Here is a 20,902-nt window from a genome sequence, read left to right as displayed (position 1 = left end):
CTCGAACGAGTGAGTTTCACATGAGACTCATTGGGTCGGGACGGTACCCCATGGCGCAAGGGGAGGAAGTGCTACGAGAGACATTGTCCGGTTAGCGTGCACCCATGAACGAGGAAGTACGGCTCGTCGCGTGGGTCCGCGGCAGGGTCCAGGGTGTGGGTTTCCGCTGGTTCACCCGGGCCAGGGCCCTGGAGATCGGCGGACTGAGTGGTTTTGCTCTCAATCTGGAGGACGGACGGGTCCAGGTGGTCGCCGAGGGCTCCCGCGGGGGCTGCGAGAGCCTCCTCGACTGGCTCCGCGGGGACGACACACCCGGGCGCGTGGACGGAGTCACTGAGATGTGGGACACGCCACGCTGCATCTACGACGGGTTCGCCATCCGCTGACGGCGACGGCTGTGCCCTCCGTCCCGAGGGGGTGCGCGGGGAGCGGTGCCGGCCCCGGGAAGCGGAAAGTGCCTGGTGGTTGCCAAGAACGCGCTTGTCGTGGCAGGCTCCGAGATGGACGATGATCTCCACGCCCCGAGGGCCCCGCAGGAGTCGCAGCGCCGCCCCGACCGGGCCGCGCGCCCGGGTTGCCCCCAATGCGGGGTGTGATCGTGTTGACCGTCAAACTTTTTGGTGAGACTCTGAAAGCCCCGCGCACCTTAGCTGTTTGGCATGTAGGAACGGCAGCAAGAACTGAAGAGTGTCAAGCATCGCGGGTGCGATTCCCTCACGACCCACACCGCTTCGGTGTCACTCAGTGTGGAGGACCATCCATCATGGCAAAGGCGCTTCTCGGTTACGTCGGCGGCTCCGACCCGCGACTCATCGCCGAGATGCGACGGCTCCAGCAGCGCGTCCAGGACCTCGAATCCGAGCTCGTACGGATCCAGGCCGAGAACGACGCGCTCGCGGCTGCCGCTTCTCACGATTCTTTCGAGCACCTCGACGTACCCCAGGCGGAGCCTGCGCTCACCTGATCGCTGGGCCGCGCGACGACACGAGTGGTCGATTCGAGCGACTCGGCCACCGCATGCCGTCAGAACTGCAAGGGACGCCTCCCCGGCGTCCCTTCGTCTTGCCCCCCGTGCCTGTCTCCCACTCATTAACCGACGGTCTGCCCTGCGCGTTCACGGGTGAAACCGCGCGTTCATGGAGTGAGACGGGCACGAAAGGTAGAGTCCGGCGGCGTGCACCTCAAGGCCCTGACCCTCCGCGGGTTCAAATCGTTCGCCTCGGCGACCACGCTGCGGTTCGAACCGGGCATCACCTGCGTCGTGGGCCCGAACGGCTCGGGCAAGTCCAACGTCGTGGACGCGCTGAGCTGGGTCATGGGCGAACAGGGCGCGAAGTCGCTTCGCGGCGGCAAGATGGAGGACGTCATCTTCGCCGGCACCACCGGTCGGCCGCCGCTCGGCCGGGCCGAGGTGTCCCTCACCATCGACAACTCCGACGGCGCGCTGCCCATCGAGTACGCCGAGGTCACCATCACGCGGATCATGTTCCGCAACGGCGGCAGCGAGTACCAGATCAACGGCGACACCTGCCGCCTCCTCGACATCCAGGAACTGCTCTCCGACTCCGGCATCGGCCGCGAGATGCACGTGATCGTCGGCCAGGGCCAGCTGGACTCCGTCCTGCACGCCGACCCCATGGGCCGCCGCGCCTTCATCGAGGAGGCCGCGGGCGTCCTCAAGCACCGCAAGCGCAAGGAGAAGGCGCTGCGGAAGCTGGAGGCGATGAAGGCCAACCTCGCGCGCGTGCAGGACCTCACCGACGAACTGCGCCGCCAGCTCAAACCGCTGGGCCGGCAGGCCGCCGTCGCCCGCCGGGCCGCCGTCATCCAGGCCGACCTGCGCGACGCGCGCCTGCGCCTGCTCGCCGACGATCTCGTACGGCTGCGCCAGGCGCTCCGGGCCGAGATCGCCGACGAGGCCGCGCTCAAGGAACGCAAGGACGCCGCCGAGGCCGAGCTGAAGAAGGCCCTGCGGCGCGAGGCCGCACTCGAGGACGAGGTCCGGCGGCTCACCCCGCGCCTCCAGCGGGCCCAGCAGACCTGGTACGACCTCTCGCAGCTCGCCGAGCGGGTGCGGGGCACGATCTCGCTGGCCGACGCGCGCGTGAAGAGCGCCACCTCCGCGCCCGTCGAGGAACGGCGCGGACGCGACCCCGAGGACCTGGAACGCGAGGCCGCCCGGATCCGCGAGCAGGAGGCCGAGCTCGAAGCGGCCCTGGAGGCGGCCCGGCACGCCCTCGAGGACACCGTCGCGCACCGGGCCGAGCTGGAGCGCGAGCTGGCCGTCGAGGAACGCCGCCTGCGGGACGTCGCCCGCGCCATCGCGGACCGCCGCGAGGGGCTCGCCCGCCTCAACGGCCAGGTCAACGCCGCCCGTTCCCGGGCCGCCTCCGCCCAGGCCGAGATCGACCGGCTGGCCGCCGGCCGTGACGAGGCGCGGGAACGGGCCGTCACGGCCCAGCAGGAGTACGAGCAGCTGAAGGCCGAGGTCGACGGCCTCGACGCGGGCGACGTGGAGCTGGCGGAGCGGCACGAGGCGGCGAAGGCCGCGCTCGGCCAGGCGGAGGCCGGCCTGACGGCCGCCCGCGAGGCGCTCACGACCGCGGAACGCAGGCGCGCCGCCACCCAGGCCCGCCGCGAGGCCCTCGCCCTCGGGCTGCGCCGCAAGGACGGCACCGGTGCGCTGCTCGGCGCGAAGGACCGGCTGGGCGGGCTGCTCGGCCCGGCCGCCGAACTGCTCTCGGTGACCCCCGGCTTCGAGATCGCCCTCGCCGCGGCGTTCGGCGCGGCGGCCGACGCGATCGCGGTGACGACGCCCGCCTCGGCGGCCGAGGCCATCCGCCTGCTCCGCAAACAGGACGCGGGCCGTGCGGCCCTGCTGCTGTCCGGCGCTCCCGACGAGGCCGCGGCCACCGGCGTCGCGGCCACCGGTGTCGCGGCCCACACGGGGCGCAGGTCCGGAGCGGGTTGGGCGGTCGACGCGGGAGATGCCGTACGCGCGCACGACCTGCCGGGGGGCGCGGGTGCCGGTGCCGGAGCGTGGCTTGCGGCGGAGTGCGTCGCGGATCCCGGGCCCGGTGGTGCGGGCGTGGCCGATGGGTCCGGGGACGCCGTACGCGGGGACCTCTCGCCGGGAGGCCCGCACTGCTCGCCCGGTCCTGACGGGGACCTCGCGTCCGGCGTCCCGGGGGACGCCGTACACGCCGACGCCGGGCAGGAGCAGCGCGGCGGACCGCCGTACGCCGCCGATCTCGTCCGCGGGCCGGACGAGCTGATGCCCGCCGTACGGCGGCTGCTGCGCGGGATCGTCGTGGTCGGCACGCTCGAGGACGCCGAGGACCTGGTGTACGCGCGGCCCGAGTTGACCGCGGTGACCGCCGAAGGGGACCTGCTGGGCGCGCACTTCGCGCACGGCGGGTCCGCGGGGGCGCCGAGTCTGCTCGAGGTGCAGGCGGCCGTCGACGAGGCCGCGGCGGAGCTGGAGGAGCTCGCGGTGCGGTGCGAGGAGCTCGCGGGGGTGCAGCGGCACGCCACCGCACTGCGCGGGGAACGGGCCGCCCTCGTCGAGGAGCTGGGGGAGCGGCGGCGGGCCGCCGAGCGGGAGAGGTCGTCCGTCGCGCAGCAGCTCGGCCGGCTGGCCGGGCAGGCGCGCGGCGCCGCGGGGGAGGCCGAGCGCGGCACCGCCGCGACCGCACGGGCGCAGGAGGCGCTGGACCGGGCCGTCGAGGAGGCGGAGGAGCTGGCCGAACGGCTCGCCGTCGCCGAGGAGATGCCGGTGGAGGAGGAGCCGGACACCTCCGTACGCGACCGGCTCGCGGCCGACGGCGCGAACGCGCGGCAGACCGAGATGGAGGCCCGGCTCCAGGTGCGTACGCACGAGGAGCGGGTCAAGGGGCTCGCCGGGCGGGCCGAAGGACTCGACCGGGCCGCCCGCGCGGAGCGTGAGGCACGCGCGCGTGCCGAGCAGCGGCGGGCCCGGCTGCGGCACGAAGCGGCGGTCGCCGAGGCCGTCGCCTCCGGAGCACGGCAGCTTTTGGCGCACGTCGAGGTCTCCCTCGCCCGCGCCGAGGCGGAACGGACCGCCGCCGACGCCGCCAAGGCCCGGCGCGAACGGGAGCTGGCGGAGGCCCGCAACGCGGGCCGCGACCTCAAGGCCGAGCTCGACAAGCTGACGGACTCGGTGCACCGCGGCGAGGTGCTCGGCGCGGAGAAGCGGCTGCGGATCGAGCAGCTGGAGTCGAAGGCGCTGGAGGAACTCGGCGTCGAACCCGAGGGACTCGTCGCGGAGTACGGTCCGCAGCAGCTCGTGCCCCCCTCCCTGCCCGCCGAGGGCGAGGAACTCCCCGAAGACCCCGATCACCCGCGCAACCGGCCCCGGCCGTTCCACCGGGCCGAGCAGGAGAAGCGGCTCAAGTCCGCCGAGCGTGCGTACCAGCAGCTCGGCAAGGTCAATCCGCTCGCCCTGGAGGAGTTCGCCGCGCTGGAGGAGCGTCACCAGTTCCTCAGCGAGCAGCTGGAGGACCTGAAGAAGACGCGCGCCGATCTCCTTCAGGTGGTGAGGGAGGTCGACGAGCGCGTCGAGCAGGTCTTCACCGAGGCCTACCGGGACACGGCCCGCGAGTTCGAGGGCGTCTTCAGCCGGCTCTTCCCCGGGGGCGACGGGCGGCTGGTCCTGACCGACCCTTCCAACATGCTCACCACCGGTGTGGACGTCGAGGCCCGGCCCCCGGGCAAGAAGGTCAAGCGGCTCAGCCTGCTCTCGGGCGGCGAGCGGTCGCTGACCGCCGTGGCGCTGCTGGTGTCGATCTTCAAGGCGCGGCCCAGTCCGTTCTACGTGATGGACGAGGTCGAGGCGGCGCTCGACGACACCAACCTGCAGCGGCTGATCCGCATCATGCAGGAGCTGCAGGAGGCGTCGCAGCTGATCGTGATCACGCACCAGAAGCGCACGATGGAGGTCGCCGACGCGCTGTACGGCGTCTCCATGCAGGGTGACGGTGTGTCGAAGGTCATCAGCCAGCGGCTGCGCTGACGGGTCGCGGGCGGCGTGGCCCCCGTCGGACTTTCCTGCGCCCGTCCTGGGGCCGCCCGCTGCTCCGCCGCTCCCGGCCGGCGTACGTACGGTTGCCCCGGGCTCCCGTCCGGGCTTGCCCTCGGCTCCTCGGGGTAGACGAACCGTGCCGGGAGATTGAGTTCAACTATTGAATGCAAGTCTCACGCGCGCAGGGTGCAAATTCACATCGAGCGGCTATTGACTTCGAAACTTGAAGACATAGTCTCTGCAACGTTGCCTTTACCTTCAGGTGGTGGGCGGCGCGAAGGTATGCGCCACTGGTAGGACCCCTGAAGGGCTCGCCCCCACCCCCGGCAGTGAGGCCGGTGGCCCGAGGAGTTCACGTGACCAGCACAGCGCAGGCGTCAGGAGCCAGGACGGCTCACCCCGATCATCTCGGGCACGTCATCTTCATCGCCGCGGCGGCCGCGATGGGCGGCTTCCTGTTCGGCTACGACAGTGCTGTCATCAACGGCGCCGTCGAGGCCATCCGCGGCCGGTACGACGTCGGCTCCGCGGCCCTCGCCCAGGTCATCGCCATCGCGCTGATCGGCTGCGCCATCGGCGCCGCGACCGCCGGCCGCATCGCGGACCGCATCGGCCGCATCCGCTGCATGCAGATCTCGGCCGTCCTCTTCACCGTCAGCGCCGTCGGGTCCGCGCTGCCCTTCGCCCTGTACGACCTCGCCTTCTGGCGCGTCGTCGGCGGTTTCGCCATCGGCATGGCCTCCGTGATCGGCCCGGCCTACATCGCCGAGGTCGCCCCCGCCGCCTACCGCGGCCGGCTCGGTTCCTTCCAGCAGGCCGCGATCGTCGTCGGCATCGCGATCTCCCAGCTGGTCAACTGGGGCATCCTGAACGCCGCGGGCGGCGACCAGCGCGGCAAGCTGCTCGGCCTCGAGGCCTGGCAGGTCATGCTCGGCGTGATGGTCGTCCCCGCCGTCCTCTACGGCCTGCTCTCCTTCGCGATCCCCGAATCGCCGCGCTACCTGATCTCCGCCGGCAAGGACGCCCGCGCCCGTGAGGTGCTCGCCGAGGTCGAGGGCAACGACGTCGACCTGGACGCCCGGGTCGCCGAGATCGAACTCGCCATGAAGCGCGAGCACAAGTCGACCTTCAAGGACCTGCTCGGCGGCCGGTTCTTCTTCCTGCCGATCGTCTGGATCGGCATCGGCCTCTCGGTGTTCCAGCAGTTCGTCGGCATCAACGTCGCCTTCTACTACTCCTCGACGCTGTGGCAGTCCGTCGGTGTCGACCCGTCGCAGTCGTTCTTCTACTCCTTCACGACGTCGATCATCAACATCATCGGCACCGTGATCGCCATGATCTTCGTCGACCGGGTCGGCCGCAGGCCGCTCGCGCTCATCGGCTCCGTGGGCATGGTCGTCGGTCTCGCCCTGGAGGCCTGGGCCTTCTCGTTCGACCTCGTCGACGGCAAGCTGCCGGCCACCCAGGGCTGGGTCGCGCTGATCGCCGCCCACGTCTTCGTCCTCTTCTTCGCCCTCTCGTGGGGTGTGGTCGTCTGGGTCTTCCTCGGCGAGATGTTCCCGAACCGGATCCGCGCCGCCGCGCTCGGCGTCGCCGCCTCCGCGCAGTGGATCGCCAACTGGGCCATCACCGCGAGCTTCCCCTCGCTGGCCGACTGGAACCTGTCCGCGACCTACGTGATCTACACGATCTTCGCCGCGCTCTCCATCCCCTTCGTGCTCAAGTTCGTGAAGGAGACCAAGGGCAAGGCCCTGGAGGAGATGGGCTAGGCCTCACCTGGCCCCGTGTCTCGGGGAGAAGGGCCAAGTCCCCGCTGCCCCTCTCCCCGTATCCGTGAAGGCGTGCCGCCCCGGCTCAGACCGCCAGGTCCCCGAGCCGGGGCAGTACGTTTTCGCAGAACAGGTGCAGGCTCCGCCAGCCCTCGTCGACGGGCATGCCGCCCGCCAGCGGGTGCAGCACGTGGCTCTCCAGCCGCTGCGCCACGCACTCGTCCGGGGTGAGGATCCGGTAGACGCCCTCCGCGCGCAGCTCGCCCACGGTCGTCGCCGCCGATCTCACCGCCGAGCGGATGTCGCCGGACTGCCAGGAGGCGTACGTCCTGGCCTCGTGCAGGAAGTGCTCGCCGTACTCCGCCCACACCTGGTCCGGGTCCTCGGCGAGGTGCAGCAGCGGGGTCACGGCCGGCGGCATCATGGTCCACCCCTCGGTGCCGTACTCGGCCAGCTTCTCCTCGTAGTACGCCTGCAGCTCCGGCAGATGCGCGCTCGGGAAGAACGGCAGCCCCAGCCGGGCGGCCCGCCGCGCCGCCGCCCTGGACGAACCGCCGACCAGCAGCAGGGGGTGCGGCTGCGAGTACGGGCGCGGGGTGACCCGTACCGTACGGCCCCGGTATGCGAACTCCTCGCCGGTCCACGCCTTCAGCACCGTCTCCAGAAGCTCGTCCTGGAGCGCGCCGCGCCGCTTCCACTCCACGTCGAACAGGGCGTACTCCTCGGGCCGGTAGCCGATGCCGGCCACCGTGACCAGGCGGCCCTGGCCGAGCAGGTCGAGCACCGCGATGTCCTCCGCGAGGCGCAGCGGGTCGTGCAGCGGGCCGATGACCGCCGAGACGGTGACCGCGATGCGGCGGGTGGCGCCGAAGACCGCGCCCGCCAGGAGGAACGGGGAGGGCAGCCAGTTGTCGGGGACGCCGTGGTGCTCCTCGGTCTGCACGGTGGTGATCCCGCGGTCGTCGGCGTACGCGGCCATCTCGACCGCCGCCCGGTAGCGGGCGCTCAGTGACGCGGGTGTGGCGTCGGGCTCGACGAGGTTGAGGCGTACGACCGTGACGGGCATGGAGGGGTCCCCCTTCACCGGGCGGGCGGGGTGGCGGTGCACGGGGACGTTAGCTGACGGAGCGTCAGACGGCCAGGGGGTGCGTGCCCCGGCGGTCGCGGGTATGGGCCCTGCCGGGGGCGAGCAAGGGGCCCCGCGCCCGAGGCCCCGGGCGGGCGGACGCGTGGAGGACCCCGTACGGGCCGCGTCCCGCCCGCACGGCCCCCGGTGGCGGGCATCCCGGCCGCGGGACCGACCGCCCGGAGGCCTCCGTACGGTCACCCGCCCCGCCCGGCCGTACGGCAACCGGCCGTGCCCCCGCCCCGACCCCTTGAACGGTTCATGACTCCGACGGGCCCCGCAGGCTGGGCTCTGTGGAGGGAGATGGCCGATACTGAGGGGGTTATGGAAACCGTCATCCTTGCTGTAGTCATCGCCGTGGTCGTGATCGTCGCGCTCGGCGGGCTCGTCGTCGGCAGCCGCAGGCGCAAGCCGCTGCCCCCGCCGCCCCCCTCGACGCCCGACATCACCGCCCCTCCGGCCGAACCGCACGTCGGCGACGAGGCCGAGACACCGCGCGACGAAACGCGCAGAACGATCGAGGAGGTTGGCCTACCCGGCTCGACGCCGGTCGTCGTCGAGGAGCCCCCGGCGGCCGCCACGGCCCCCCCGATCGAGGTCCCGGAGCCGACCGCCGGTCGCCTCGTGCGGCTGCGCGCCCGGCTCTCCCGCTCGCAGAACGCGCTCGGCAAGGGGCTGCTCACGCTCCTCGCCCGCGAGCACCTCGACGAGGACACCTGGGAGGAGATCGAGGACACGCTGCTCACCGCCGACGTCGGCGTGCTGCCCACCCAGGAGCTGGTCGAGCGGCTGCGCGAGCGCGTGCGGGTGCTCGGCACGCGAACGCCCGAGGAACTGCGCCTGCTCCTGCGCGAGGAGCTGCTCACCCTGCTCGTCCCCGAGTTCGACCGCGAGGTCAAGACCGACTCGAACCTGGACACCCCGGGCATCGTGATGGTCGTCGGTGTCAACGGCACCGGCAAGACCACCACCACCGGCAAGCTCGCCCGCGTGCTCGTCGCCGACGGCAAGAACGTGGTCCTCGGCGCGGCCGACACCTTCCGTGCCGCCGCCGCCGACCAGCTCCAGACCTGGGGGGAGCGGGTGGGTGCCCGCACCGTGCGCGGCCCCGAGGGCGGTGACCCGGCCTCGGTCGCCTTCGACTCGGTGAAGGAGGGCATCGCGGCGGGCGCCGACGTCGTCCTCATCGACACCGCCGGACGTCTGCACACGAAGACCGGGCTCATGGACGAGCTCGGCAAGGTCAAGCGTGTCGTCGAGAAGCAGGCCCCCCTCGACGAGGTGCTGCTCGTCCTCGACGCGACGACGGGCCAGAACGGCCTCGTGCAGGCCCGGGTCTTCGCCGAGGTCGTCGACATCACCGGCATCGTGCTCACCAAGCTCGACGGCACCGCCAAGGGCGGCATCGTCATCGCCGTCCAGCGCGAACTGGGCGTGCCGGTGAAGCTGGTGGGCCTGGGCGAGGGCGCCGACGACCTGGCGCCGTTCGAGCCGGAGGCGTTCGTTGACGCCCTTATCGGAGAGTGACCACCCGCTGAGACCAGCAGGTGGCCGGCGCGCGGCCGCCGCCTCGGCGGACGCGCGGAAAGCGCCCGTTCCCCGGCAGGTGGGGGACGGGCGCTTCGCCGTACTGACCTTGGCCGGGCCGGAACCGAGCGGAACGGACCCGCGCTAGGGCCTGTCGTTTGGATCAGGCTGGCTATGACCGACGGTTCGTCCTGACCGACCCGAGCGGGGTCTGGCGCGTGCAGCTGCAAGGCGGAGGAGGGAGTCGACGCGGAGCGTCGGCGACCGACGACAACGCCGCAGATGTGCGTGCCGGACCCCGCGACGCCGGCATGATCCAAACGACAGGCCCTAGACGCGTGAGCGGTGTGCCACGTACGCCAGGGTTCCCAGGAGCAGCCGTGCCTGGGGCGGGCGCGTCGCCGAGTCCAGTGCGGGCGGGCGCAGCCAGCGGACCGGTCCGAGGCCCCCGCGGTCGGAGGGCGGGGCGGTGACGTACGTACCGGCGCCGAGGCCGTGCAGGTCGAGCGCCGCGTCGTCCCAGCCCATGCGATAGAGCAGCCGGGGCAGCTCGGCCGCGGCGCCCGGGGCGACGAAGAAGTGGGCGCGGCCGTCCGGGGTCGCCGTCACCGGTCCGAGGGGAAGTCCCATCCGCTCTAGCCGGGCGAGGGCGCGGCGCCCGGCCGGCTCGGCGACCTCGATCACGTCGAAGGCGCGTCCCACGCGCAGCATCACCGCGGCGCCGGGGAACTCCGCCCAGGCGCCGGAGACCTCGTCCAGCGTGGCGCCGGCCGGGATCACGGCGGCGAAGTCCAGGGGGTGCGCTCCGGGCGCGGGGCAGTCGGCCCTGCCGCACGAGCAGGCGCCCGCCGCGGCCCGGGCGCCGGGGACGACGTCCCAGCCCCAGAGTCCGGTGAACTCCGCCACGGCGGTGCACTCCGACGTGCGCCCGCGGCGCCGCGCGCCGGGCCGGATCTCGCGAATGCCCCGGGTGCCGCCGATCGTGAAGTCCATGCCCCCTCCAACGGGTCCAGCGCGCCGGTGGTTACGAAGCGAATCCGGAATGTGACGCTCTGTCATGCTAGTTCCCGGCCGTGTGCGATCCAGGCAGCGCGTCGAAGTGCTCCGGGTGGTGCGCCCGGTGCCGTGCGCTCCCGCGTGCACCGCTCCGCCCGGTACCGGTCGTCGTGTCAAGTCAATCGCGTGGAGGGGGTCGGAGGTTCATTCGAAGGGGTGGCGAATGGTGGCGTTTCCGCGATCGCCATGGCTGGACGCGTGATCGTAGGATTACTTTGTGTGCACAAGCCTCGAAGATGCCGCACCTGTGGGTATGCCGGAGGCAAGTCGGTTTCCTGTTCCAAGGGTGGGAACTGCCGGACGCGCGGCGGTATTTACCGGCATTCTGATAGGGCTTGGCGCACGCGGCGTACAAGTGGTCTCAGGGATGGGGGCGTTCCAGTGGGCGGCAACGGCGGAGGCGGGACGAACGCTGAGAAGCGCCCCAATGAACTGCTGGGCTCGTGGTTCGTGCGCAGCGGCTGGTCGAAGGGTGAGCTCGCGCGGCAAGTGAACCGCAGGGCACGCCAGTTGGGCGCCGGCCACATCTCCACGGACACCTCGCGCGTCCGCCGCTGGCTGGACGGTGAGAATCCCCGGGAGCCGATTCCGCGGATCCTGTCGGAGCTGTTCTCCGAGCGGTTCGGATGTGTCGTCGCCGTCGAGGATCTGGGACTGCGTGCCGCCCACCAGTCACCGTCCGTGTCGGGTGTCGACCTCCCCTGGGCCGGCCCGCAGACGGTCGCCCTGATCAGTGAGTTCTCGCGCAGCGACCTGATGCTGGCGCGGCGCGGCTTTTTAGGCAGCTCGCTGGCGCTCGCGGCCGGACCGGCGCTCATCGAGCCCATGCAGCGCTGGCTCGTGCCCACCCCGTCGGCGCCGCGCGCCGAGCGCGAGTCGCCCGCCGCCGCCCGCCGCGGAGGCCGGCTCTCCAAGCCCGAGCTCGACCTCCTCGAGTCGACCACCGTGATGTTCCGCCAGTGGGACGCCCAGTGCGGCGGCGGCCTGCGCCGCAAGGCGGTCGTCGGCCAGCTGCACGAGGTGACGGACCTGCTCCAGGAGCCGCAGCCGGACGCCACGTACAGGCGTCTGTTCAAGGTCGCGGCCGAACTGGCCGAGCTGGCGGGCTGGATGAGCTACGACATCGGGCTCCAGCCCACCGCGCAGAAGTACTTCGTGCTCGCGCTGCACGCGGCCAAGGAGGCCGGGGACAAGCCCCTCGGTTCGTACATCCTCTCCAGCATGAGCCGCCAGATGATCCACCTCGGCCGGCCCGACGACGCCCTGGAACTCGTCCATCTCGCGCAGTACGGCAGCCGGGACTGCGCGAGTCCGCGCACCCAGGCCATGCTGTATGCGATGGAGGCCCGCGCCTACGCCAACATGGGCCAGCCCGGGAAGTGCAAGCGGGCCGTGCGGATGGCCGAGGACACCTTCGCCGACGTGCACGAGTGGGACGACCCGGACCCCGACTGGATCCGCTTCTTCTCCGAGGCCGAGCTGTACGGCGAGAACTCCCACTCCTACCGCGACCTCGCCTATGTCGCGGGCCGCAGTCCCACCTACGCGTCGCTGGCCGAGCCCCTGATGCAGCGGGCCGTGGACCTCTTCGCGAAGGACACCGAGCACCAGCGTTCGTACGCACTCAATCTCATCGGCCTGGCCACGGTGCACCTGCTCCAGCGCGAGCCCGAGCGGGGCGCGGCCGTGGCCAAGGACGCCATGGTGAGCGCCAAGAAGGTGCGCTCCGAGCGCGTGAGCACGCGCATCCGAAAGACCGTGGACACGGCTGTACGCGACTTCGGGGACCTCGCTGAGATCGTCGACCTCACCGACCAGCTCGCCATCGACCTCCCCGAGACCGCCCAAGCGGTCTGACGCGCGGCCGCGTGAGCGGCCCGCCCCCCGCCCCGGCCGCGGCCGGCCGTCCCGAACCGCCCGACGCGGCTCCCCCGTGCCAGGTCATCGGACGGCCGTCCGCGGTCGGCCTCTCCCGTCTCCACGGCAGGTTGCGCCACGATAACGATCGTCCGGCCCGGCATCCGCCAGTTCATGGACGCGTAACACACCAGGCGCCTTCGTCACTGCGGCGAAACATCGAGGGGCGCCGACGGAAACCGCGCTGCGTCAATCTCATGGCGCATAACCGGCCCGCCCCTCATGAGACCGCTCAGGCTTCGCCCGCACGGGGCCGTACCAACGACGAGGAGACGCCGATGGCACCAGCCATCATGCTTGCGGCGGACGCGAAGTTGTCGTCCGCCAACACAGGCTTCATGCTCATCTGTTCCGCCCTGGTGATGCTCATGACACCGGGCCTGGCCTTCTTCTACGGAGGCATGGTCCGCGTCAAGAGCACCCTGAACATGCTGATGATGAGCTTCATCAGCCTCGGGATCGTCACCATCCTGTGGGTCCTCTACGGCTTCTCGCTCGCCTTCGGCACCGACTCCGGCAGCATCATCGGCTGGTCGTCCGACTACGCCGGCTTCAGCAACATCGGCCTGACGCAGCTGTGGGACGGCTACACCATCCCGGTCTACGTGTTCGCCGTCTTCCAGCTGATGTTCGCGATCATCACGCCCGCCCTGATCAGCGGTGCCCTCGCGGACCGCGTGAAGTTCACCGCCTGGGCGCTGTTCATCACCCTGTGGGTCACGATCGTCTACTTCCCGGTCGCGCACTGGGTGTGGGGCACCGGCGGCTGGGCGTTCGAGCTCGGTGTCATCGACTTCGCCGGAGGCACCGCGGTCCACATCAACGCCGGTGCCGCGGCGCTCGGCGTGATCCTCGTCATCGGCAAGCGGGTCGGCTTCAAGAAGGACCCGATGCGCCCGCACAGCCTGCCGCTAGTCATGCTCGGCTCCGGCCTGCTGTGGTTCGGCTGGTTCGGCTTCAACGCCGGCTCCTGGCTGGGCAACGACGACGGCGTCGGCGCGCTCATGTTCGTCAACACGCAGATCGCCACCGCCGCCGCCATGCTGGCCTGGCTGGCCTACGAGAAGATCCGCCACGGCGCGTTCACCACCCTCGGTGCCGCCTCCGGCGCGGTCGCCGGTCTGGTCGCGATCACCCCGGCGGGCGGTGCGGTCTCCCCGCTCGGCGCGATCGCCGTCGGCGTCATCGCCGGTGTGCTGTGCGCCATGGCGGTCGGCCTGAAGTACAAGCTCGGCTACGACGACTCGCTCGACGTCATCGGCGTCCACCTCGTCGGCGGTGTCGTGGGCTCCCTGCTCATCGGCTTCTTCGCCAGCGGCGGCGGCCAGTCCGACGTCCAGGGCCTCTTCTACGGCGGCGGCCTCGACCAGTTCTGGAAGCAGTGCGCCGGTGTCTTCGCCGTCCTCGGCTACTCCCTGGTGGTCTCCGCGGTCCTCGCCTTCCTGATCGACCGGACGATGGGGATGCGCGTCACGGACGACGAGGAGGTGGCGGGCATCGACCAGGCCGAGCACGCCGAGACCGCATACGACTTCAGCGGCGCGGGCGGCGGTCTCGACCGCACCACCGTGGCCGCCCCTCTCCAGGACACCGCGAGCAAGAAGGTGGACGCATGAAGCTCATCACCGCCGTCGTGAAGCCTCACCGGCTCGACGAGATCAAGGAAGCGCTCCAGGCATTCGGAGTGCACGGACTCACCGTCACCGAGGCCAGCGGCTACGGTCGGCAGCGGGGACACACCGAGGTCTACCGTGGGGCCGAGTACACCGTCGACCTGGTTCCCAAGATCCGTATCGAGGTGCTGGCCGAGGACGACGACGCCGAGCAGCTCATCGACGTCGTCGTGAAGGCCGCCCGCACCGGCAAGATCGGTGACGGCAAGGTCTGGTCCATCCCGGTCGACACCGCCGTCCGCGTCCGGACCGGCGAGCGCGGCCCGGACGCGCTGTAGAAGCGAAGAAAGACAGGAGTCGCTGGGTGACGAGTGCGGACATGCGTACGGAAGCAGAGGATTCGGGACCCAGCGGCTACGCGGCGGCCCGGCTGCGCCTCCTCCAGGAGGAGGCGCGGTCCGGGCCGCCGCGCCGTGCCGCCCTCGCCGAACTGACGGACGAGTGGCTCACCGGCCTCTTCGACGCCGGCGCCGCGGACCTGCGCGGCGTCTCCCTCGTCGCCGTCGGCGGCTACGGCCGCGGCGAGCTGTCCCCCCGCAGCGACCTCGACCTGCTGCTCCTGCACGACGGCGGCGACTCCCGGCAGATCGCCGCCCTCGCCGACCGCATCTGGTACCCCGTCTGGGACCTCGGCCTGGCCCTGGACCACTCCGTCCGCACGCCCGCCGAGGCCCGCAGGACCGCGGGCGAAGACCTCAAGGTGCAGCTCGGCCTGCTCGACGCCCGCCACCTCGCGGGCGACCTCGGCCTCACCGCCGGACTGCGCACGGCCGTCCTCGCCGACTGGCGCAACCAGGCGCCCAAACGCCTCCCCGAACTCCAGGAGCTGTGCGCCGGACGGGCCGAACGGCAGGGCGAACTGCAGTACCTGCTGGAGCCGGACCTGAAGGAGGCGCGAGGCGGCCTCAGGGACGCCACGGCCTTGCGCGCCGTCGCCGCGTCCTGGCTCGCCGACGCCCCCCGCGAGGGCCTCGCCGACGCCCGGCGCAGGCTCCTCGACGTACGCGACGCCCTCCACCTCGCCACCGGCCGCGCCACCGACCGCCTCGCCCTCCAGGAGCAGGACCAGGTCGCCGCCGAACTGGGACTCCTCGACGCCGACGCCCTGCTGCGCCAGGTGTACGAGGCCGCACGCGTCGTCTCGTACGCCAGCGACGTCACCTGGCGCGAGGTCGGCCGCGTCCTCAGATCGCGCGCCGTACGGCCCCGGCTGCGCGCCATGCTCGGCGGCGCCAAGCCCGCCATCGAGCGCTCACCGCTAGCCGAGGGCGTGGTCGAGCAGGACGGCGAGGTCGTCCTCGCCCGCGCCGCCCGTCCCGAGCGCGACCCCGTGCTCCCGCTGCGCGCCGCCGCCGCGGCCGCCCAGTCCGGCCTGCCGCTCTCCCTGCACGCCGTGCGCCGGATGGCGGCCGTCGCCCGGCCGCTCCCGACGCCCTGGCCCGCGGAGGCCCGCGAACAGCTCGTCACCCTGCTCGGTTCCGGCGGGCCGACCGTCGACGTCTGGGAGGCGCTGGAGGCCGAGGGGCTGATCACCCGGCTGCTGCCCGACTGGGAGCGGGTGCGCTGCCGGCCCCAGCGCAACGCCGTCCACATCTGGACGGTCGACCGCCACCTCATCGAAACCGCCGTCCGCGCCTCGGAACTGGCCCGCCGCGTCGGCCGGCCCGACCTGCTGCTGGTCGCCGCGCTGCTGCACGACATCGGCAAGGGCTGGCCGGGCGACCACTCCGTCGCCGGCGAGATCATCGCCAAGGACGTCGCCGCCCGCATCGGCTTCGACCGCGCCGAGGTCGCGGTGCTCGCCACCCTCGTACGCCATCATCTGCTGCTCATCGAGACGGCCACCCGGCGCGACCTGGAGGACCCGGCCACCGTGCGCTCGGTCGCCGAGGCGGTCGGCTCGCAGGGCACCCTCGAACTGCTGCACGCGCTGACCGAGGCGGACGCGCTGGCCACCGGGCCCGCCGCCTGGTCGTCCTGGCGCGCGTCCCTGGTCGCCGACCTGGTCAAGCGCGTCGCGGCCGTGCTCGCCGGGGACGCCCCCGAGGAACCGGAGGACGCCGCGCCAACCGCCGAGCAGGAGCGGCTCGCCATCGAGGCGTTCCGCACGGGCGGTCCAGTCCTCGCCCTGCGCGCGCAGACCGAGACACCGGCCGAGGAGGAACCCCCCGGCGACCCGGAACCGCTCGGCGTCGAACTGCTCATCGCCGTGCCCGACCAGCCCGAGGTGCTGCCCGCCGTGGCCGGCGTCCTCGCGATGCACCGCCTGACCGTCCGCACCGCCGAACTGCGCGCCCTGGACCTGTCCGCGTCCGTGCAGGGCTCGGTGCTGCTGCTCAACTGGCGCGTCGCCGCCGAGTACGGCTCGCTGCCCCAGGCCACCCGGCTGCGCGCCGACCTCGTGCGCGCCCTGGAGGGGTCCCTGGACATCGCGGGCCGGCTCGCCGAGCGCGACGCCGCCTACCCCCGGCGCCGCGGGACGGTCGCGCCGCCCGCCCGGGTCACGGTCGCCCCGGCGGCCTCCCGGCACGCCACGGTCATCGAGGTGCGCGCCCACGACGCCCCCGGCCTGCTGCACCGCATCGGCCGGGCACTGGAGAAGGCGAACGTACGCGTACGGAGCATGCACGTGTCCACCCTCGGCGCCAACGCCGTGGACGCCTTCTACGTGACGGGGCCGGACGGCGCACCCCTGCCGGGGGCGGAGGCGGCGACGGTGGCCAGGGCGCTGGAGGAGACACTGCGGGGCTAGGTCGTGTCCGCAAAGTCTCGTCGTCCGCCCGGAGGGCGGGTTGCGCGGCGTCTGGTGCGTGCTCTCGGCGTGCCGGGCGGAGACCCTCGTACTGGACGTACTTGGGGCTTCGCCCGGTGCGGCGAGAGTGCGTGCCAGGCGTCGCGGAACAGGCGGGACTTTGCGGACACGGCCTAGGCGGTGCCGTCCGGATCACCGCGGGCCCGCCGGGTGATCCGGACGGCGGCCCCCTGACGCGAGGCGGCAAAAGCCTCGTACGCACGCGGTGGAGACCCCACCGTGCCCGGCCGGATACCCTGGAGGGCGATTCCCTCGCCCCCGACCCCTGAGGACAGACGAGCGCCGTGTTCGATACTCTCTCCGATCGCCTCTCAGCGACGTTCAAGAACCTGCGGGGCAAGGGCCGGCTGTCCGAAGCTGACATCGACGCCACCGCACGCGAGATCCGTATCGCGCTCCTCGAAGCCGACGTGGCGCTGCCGGTCGTGCGGACCTTCATCAAGAACGTCAAGGAGCGTGCCCTCGGCGTCGAGGTCTCCAAGGCGCTGAACCCCGCACAGCAGGTCCTCAAGATCGTCAACGAGGAACTGGTCACGATCCTCGGCGGTGAGACGCGACGGCTGCGCTTCGCCAAGAACCCGCCCACCGTGATCATGCTCGCGGGTCTGCAGGGTGCCGGTAAGACCACGCTCGCCGGAAAGCTCGGCAAGTGGCTCAAGGACCAGGGGCACTCCCCGATCCTGGTGGCCGCCGACCTCCAGCGCCCGAACGCGGTCAACCAGCTCAGCGTCGTCGCCGAGCGCGCCGGTGTCGCCGTCTACGCCCCCGAGCCGGGCAACGGCGTGGGCGACCCGGTCAAGGTCGCCAAGGACTCCATCGACTTCGCGAAGACGAAGGTCCACGACATCGTGATCGTGGACACCGCCGGCCGCCTCGGCATCGACCAGGAGCTGATGCGGCAGGCCGCGGACATCCGCGACGCGGTCTCGCCGGACGAGATCCTCTTCGTCGTCGACGCGATGATCGGCCAGGACGCGGTCAACACCGCCGAGTCCTTCCGCGACGGCGTCGGCTTCGACGGCGTCGTCCTGTCGAAGCTCGACGGTGACGCCCGCGGTGGTGCCGCGCTGTCGATCGCCTCGGTCACCGGCAAGCCGATCATGTTCGCGTCGAACGGCGAGAAGCTCGACGACTTCGACGCCTTCCACCCTGACCGGATGGCCTCCCGCATCCTCGACATGGGTGACCTGCTCACCCTGATCGAGCAGGCGGAGAAGACGTTCAGTCAGGAAGAGGCCGAGAAGATGGCCTCCAAGCTGGCGTCCAAGAAGGGCCAGGACTTCACGCTCGACGACTTCCTGGCCCAGATGGAGCAGGTCAGGAAGATGGGCAGCATCAGCAAGCTGCTCGGCATGCTTCCCGGCATGGGCCAGATCAAGGACCAGATCAACAACATCGACGAGCGGGACGTCGACCGCACGGCCGCGATCATCAAGTCGATGACGCCGGCCGAGCGCCAGGAACCGACGATCATCAACGGCTCGCGCCGCGCCCGTATCGCCAAGGGATCCGGCGTCGAGGTCAGCGCCGTCAAGAACCTGGTCGAGCGGTTCTTCGAGGCCCGCAAGATGATGTCCCGCATGGCGCAGGGCGGCGGCATGCCGGGGATGCCCGGGATGCCGGGCATGGGCGGCGGTCCCGGCCGCGCCAAGAAGAAGCAGAAGCAGGCCAAGGGCAAGCAGCGCTCCGGCAACCCGATGAAGCGCAGGCAGCAGGAGCTGGAGGAGGCGCAGCGCCGCGAGGCCGGCGCTCAGCCGGGCGGCGCCTTCAACCTGCCGCAGCAGGGCGCCCAGGACTTCGAACTGCCCGACGAGTTCAAGAAGTTCATGGGCTGACGGGTCTTCCCGCAGGGCTTCGTCGCCCTGACGGCACCGGGGGGCGCGCCTCGCCGAGGAGCGCCCCCGGTGGCATGCCCGCCGGGTGCGGAGGGGCCGAGCCGGTGCCGCTGTCTTGCGCGCGGGCGCGGGCGATCTCCCGTGCGCAAGGGTCGGTGCGCTCCCGTGCACGGGTGCCGTCCTCGGGTGCGCAGGCGCGGGCGCTCTCCCGCGCGCAGCCGGTCCGCTCTCGCGCGCAGGCGTCGGCGCTCTGCCGTGCACGGCCGGGGCCGCTCTCCGGTGCGCAGGCGCGGGCGCTCTCCCGCGCGCAGCCGGTCCGCTCTCGCGCGCAGGCGTCGGCGCTCTGCTGTGCACGGCCGGGGCCGCTCTCCGGTGCGCAGGCGCGGGCGCTCTCCCGCGCGCGGCCGGGGCGGCCCTCCGGTGCGCCGGAGCTGCCGGCGGACGGAGCAGGTGCCGGCGGCGACGCCGCAGGAGACGGAGGTCCGGCGGGATCAGCCGCTCCGCCCGGTCACCTCACGGCACACGGGCGATCAGGTACCGGAAGATGTTGGTCATCCACACGGTCCCGTCCTTCCGGCGGTGCGGATGGAGGGCCTCCGTCAGTTCCTCGCCGACCCGCACCCGGTCGGTCGCGGCGATCGCCGCGTCGAACAGCCCGGTCGACAGCAGTCCCCGCACCGCGTTGCCCACGTCGGCGTACCCGAAGGGGCAGGCCACCCGGCCCGAACCGTCCGGCTTCAGCCCGGCCCGCCGGGCGACGTCCTCCAGGTCGTCGCGCCGGGCCGAGCGCCAACTTCCCTCACGGCGCACCGCATCGGCCGGTTTCGTGGCGGCCCGCAGCACGGAGGACGTGGTGCACCGCTCCGGCGGGCCCCAGCCGGCCAGGACGACGGACGCGCCGCCCCGGGCGAGCGGCGCCGACGCCTTCAGGAGTTCTCCGAGCCCTTCACAGTCCCCGGCCGCGCTGCCGATCGGCTCGAACGCCGTCACCACGGTGTACGCGGGGGAGCCGGGGCCGGCCAGGTCGGCGGGTTCTCCCTCGACGATCCGGACGTCGTCCCGTGCGCCCGGGCCCCGCGCCTCCGGCCGCATCCGTTCCCGCGCCAGCGCGAGCCGTTCGGCCGAGGAGTCGACGCCGGTGACCGTGGCCCCGCGCGACGCCGCCATCAACAGCGCGAGTCCCGAGCCGCAGCCGAGGCCGAGCAGTCGCGTTCCCACACCCACTTCGAGTCGCTCGTAGACGGCCTCGTAGAGCGGGACCAGCATCCGCTCCTGGATCTCGGCCCAGTCACGCGCGCGTGCACACCGGTCGACGCGAGGAGTGTGTCCCGCGTGAGCCGGCTGTTGCCGCACGAGCGTAGGTGTCATCGAAAGCGCCCCATTCCGCCGAGAGTTGTCCCGTGCCCCGTCCCATGGCCCCCGTGCAGTGCGCGCTCGCACTCCCCGTATGCCAGGTAACTGCGCGCTCGTCCTCGCGTCCAGGGGTTGTGGGCCTTTGCTTGCGTGCGGCCCGGGCGGGCCGCCGTACTCGGCCGGAATCACGTCCGCGCGAGGTTCGGTCCACGCCGCGGCGGACGGCCGCCGCACCGTGCGCGGCACGGGAAGGGTCCCTGTCGTCGTACTCGGGGGACGGATTTCCGCTGTCTCCGCCCCGCGTCAAGGGTGGCCTGATCGCGTCGTACGGCGATGACAGCGCGTCGCGGGTGCCGCCGCGCTCCGCGCCCGCCGGGACTGCGTCCTCGTGGTCCCGGGTGACGATGCCGTTCCGGCCAAGGTCCATGAACGCGGCGACCGGCGTGCCGGTGGGGAAGAGCTCCGTGACCGTAGGCGTCCGTGGCGGAGGACGGGGCGGTGCGGAGGGCGCCCGGAGCACCCGGTAACGTCGCCGGCGGAGCGTGCGCCCGCCAGGCCGCTCCCGAGGGCGGCCGAAAGGCCCCTTGCGCATCTGATGACGTCAGGTGCCCCGGCGCGCGGGCCCCGTCTACACGCCGGGGCGTACGCGTGACTACGTACCGGCTCGGTGCGAACTGTGAGGCTTCTCCGCAGATCAGCGCACCCGCCCTCGTCAGGACGCATCAGCGGCAACTGACGGGTACGTGCAAATTATTTGGGATGCCCCGGAATAGGAACACAGAGGCACCTCGGC

General features: G+C 72.1%; 13 protein-coding genes. 10 read left to right on the top strand and 3 right to left on the bottom strand.

What is annotated here, in order from left to right; genetic code table 11:
• Positions 1–104 precede the first annotated feature (104 nt).
• From AC069T_RS09395 to AC069T_RS09380, 4 genes are all read left to right on the top strand, one after another.
• Entirely contained in the window at positions 105–386 is a 282-nt protein-coding gene (locus AC069T_RS09395) for an acylphosphatase (protein WP_478782164.1), read from the top strand.
• Positions 387–763: 377 nt separating this feature from the next.
• On the top strand, positions 764–964 hold the full coding sequence (locus AC069T_RS09390) for a hypothetical protein (RefSeq protein WP_358854882.1): 201 nt from the start codon (positions 764–766) through the stop codon (positions 962–964).
• A gap of 210 nt (positions 965–1,174) precedes the next feature.
• Complete coding sequence (locus AC069T_RS09385; protein ID WP_478782163.1) at positions 1,175–5,032, top strand: AAA family ATPase; 3,858 nt, start codon at positions 1,175–1,177, stop codon at positions 5,030–5,032.
• A 365-nt stretch (positions 5,033–5,397) separates the two neighbouring features.
• Positions 5,398–6,810 (top strand): sugar porter family MFS transporter, encoded by a 1,413-nt coding sequence (locus tag AC069T_RS09380; RefSeq protein ID WP_478782162.1) that lies wholly within the window; start codon positions 5,398–5,400, stop codon positions 6,808–6,810.
• Between the two features lie 85 nt (positions 6,811–6,895).
• Here AC069T_RS09380 and AC069T_RS09375 read toward each other — a convergent pair whose 3' ends face one another.
• On the bottom strand, positions 6,896–7,876 hold the full coding sequence (locus AC069T_RS09375; protein WP_478782161.1) for an LLM class flavin-dependent oxidoreductase: 981 nt from the start codon (positions 7,874–7,876) through the stop codon (positions 6,896–6,898).
• Positions 7,877–8,260: 384 nt separating this feature from the next.
• Here AC069T_RS09375 and ftsY point away from each other — a divergent pair, with 384 nt between their 5' ends.
• Complete coding sequence (ftsY, locus tag AC069T_RS09370; protein WP_358854886.1) at positions 8,261–9,463, top strand: signal recognition particle-docking protein FtsY; 1,203 nt, start codon at positions 8,261–8,263, stop codon at positions 9,461–9,463.
• Positions 9,464–9,793: 330 nt separating this feature from the next.
• Here ftsY and AC069T_RS09365 read toward each other — a convergent pair whose 3' ends face one another.
• Positions 9,794–10,456 (bottom strand): bifunctional DNA primase/polymerase, encoded by a 663-nt coding sequence (locus AC069T_RS09365; RefSeq protein ID WP_478782160.1) that lies wholly within the window; start codon positions 10,454–10,456, stop codon positions 9,794–9,796.
• Between the two features lie 444 nt (positions 10,457–10,900).
• Here AC069T_RS09365 and nsdA point away from each other — a divergent pair, with 444 nt between their 5' ends.
• The 5 genes from nsdA (at position 10,901) to ffh (ending at position 18,756) form a co-directional block, all read left to right on the top strand.
• Positions 10,901–12,376, top strand: coding sequence for a transcriptional repressor NsdA (gene nsdA / locus AC069T_RS09360; protein WP_478782159.1), 1,476 nt, complete (start codon positions 10,901–10,903; stop codon positions 12,374–12,376).
• Between the two features lie 338 nt (positions 12,377–12,714).
• The gene (locus AC069T_RS09355) at positions 12,715–14,052 is read left to right on the top strand and encodes an ammonium transporter (RefSeq protein WP_478782158.1); all 1,338 of its coding nucleotides are present in this window, start codon (positions 12,715–12,717) and stop codon (positions 14,050–14,052) included.
• Positions 14,049–14,387: a P-II family nitrogen regulator gene (locus AC069T_RS09350; protein WP_010984084.1), complete on the top strand. Its 339-nt coding sequence runs from the start codon at positions 14,049–14,051 to the stop codon at positions 14,385–14,387. Before AC069T_RS09355 ends, AC069T_RS09350 begins: the two co-directional genes overlap by 4 nt.
• Before the next feature lie 26 nt (positions 14,388–14,413).
• Entirely contained in the window at positions 14,414–16,861 is a 2,448-nt protein-coding gene (locus AC069T_RS09345) for a [protein-PII] uridylyltransferase (RefSeq protein ID WP_478782157.1), read from the top strand.
• 344 nt (positions 16,862–17,205) lie between these two features.
• The gene (ffh, locus tag AC069T_RS09340; protein WP_478782156.1) at positions 17,206–18,756 is read left to right on the top strand and encodes a signal recognition particle protein; all 1,551 of its coding nucleotides are present in this window, start codon (positions 17,206–17,208) and stop codon (positions 18,754–18,756) included.
• A gap of 513 nt (positions 18,757–19,269) precedes the next feature.
• On the opposite strand, the gene AC069T_RS09335 is transcribed toward ffh, so the two are convergent.
• Positions 19,270–20,124 carry a methyltransferase domain-containing protein gene (locus AC069T_RS09335; protein ID WP_478782155.1) on the bottom strand — a complete coding sequence of 285 codons (855 nt, stop codon included), beginning with the start codon at positions 20,122–20,124 and terminating at the stop codon, positions 19,270–19,272.
• Positions 20,125–20,902 lie beyond the last annotated feature (778 nt).

This window comes from Streptomyces sp. NPDC043867 (assembly GCF_056435845.1).
The sequence above is the reverse complement of the archived record's forward strand: the minus strand, read 5'-3'. Positions and strand labels throughout refer to the sequence as shown.

What these genes read in the sequence shown, in the direction of transcription:
- AC069T_RS09375 (WP_478782161.1), bottom strand. Translation starts at nt 7,876, where the DNA reads ATGCCCGTCACGGTCGTACGCCTCAACCTCGTCGAGCCCGACGCCACA.
- AC069T_RS09355 (WP_478782158.1), top strand. Translation starts at nt 12,715, where the DNA reads ATGGCACCAGCCATCATGCTTGCGGCGGACGCGAAGTTGTCGTCCGCC.
- AC069T_RS09365 (WP_478782160.1), bottom strand. Translation starts at nt 10,456, where the DNA reads ATGGACTTCACGATCGGCGGCACCCGGGGCATTCGCGAGATCCGGCCC.
- ftsY (WP_358854886.1), top strand. Translation starts at nt 8,261, where the DNA reads ATGGAAACCGTCATCCTTGCTGTAGTCATCGCCGTGGTCGTGATCGTC.
- AC069T_RS09350 (WP_010984084.1), top strand. Translation starts at nt 14,049, where the DNA reads ATGAAGCTCATCACCGCCGTCGTGAAGCCTCACCGGCTCGACGAGATC.
- AC069T_RS09335 (WP_478782155.1), bottom strand. Translation starts at nt 20,124, where the DNA reads ATGACACCTACGCTCGTGCGGCAACAGCCGGCTCACGCGGGACACACT.
- AC069T_RS09395 (WP_478782164.1), top strand. Translation starts at nt 105, where the DNA reads ATGAACGAGGAAGTACGGCTCGTCGCGTGGGTCCGCGGCAGGGTCCAG.
- AC069T_RS09390 (WP_358854882.1), top strand. Translation starts at nt 764, where the DNA reads ATGGCAAAGGCGCTTCTCGGTTACGTCGGCGGCTCCGACCCGCGACTC.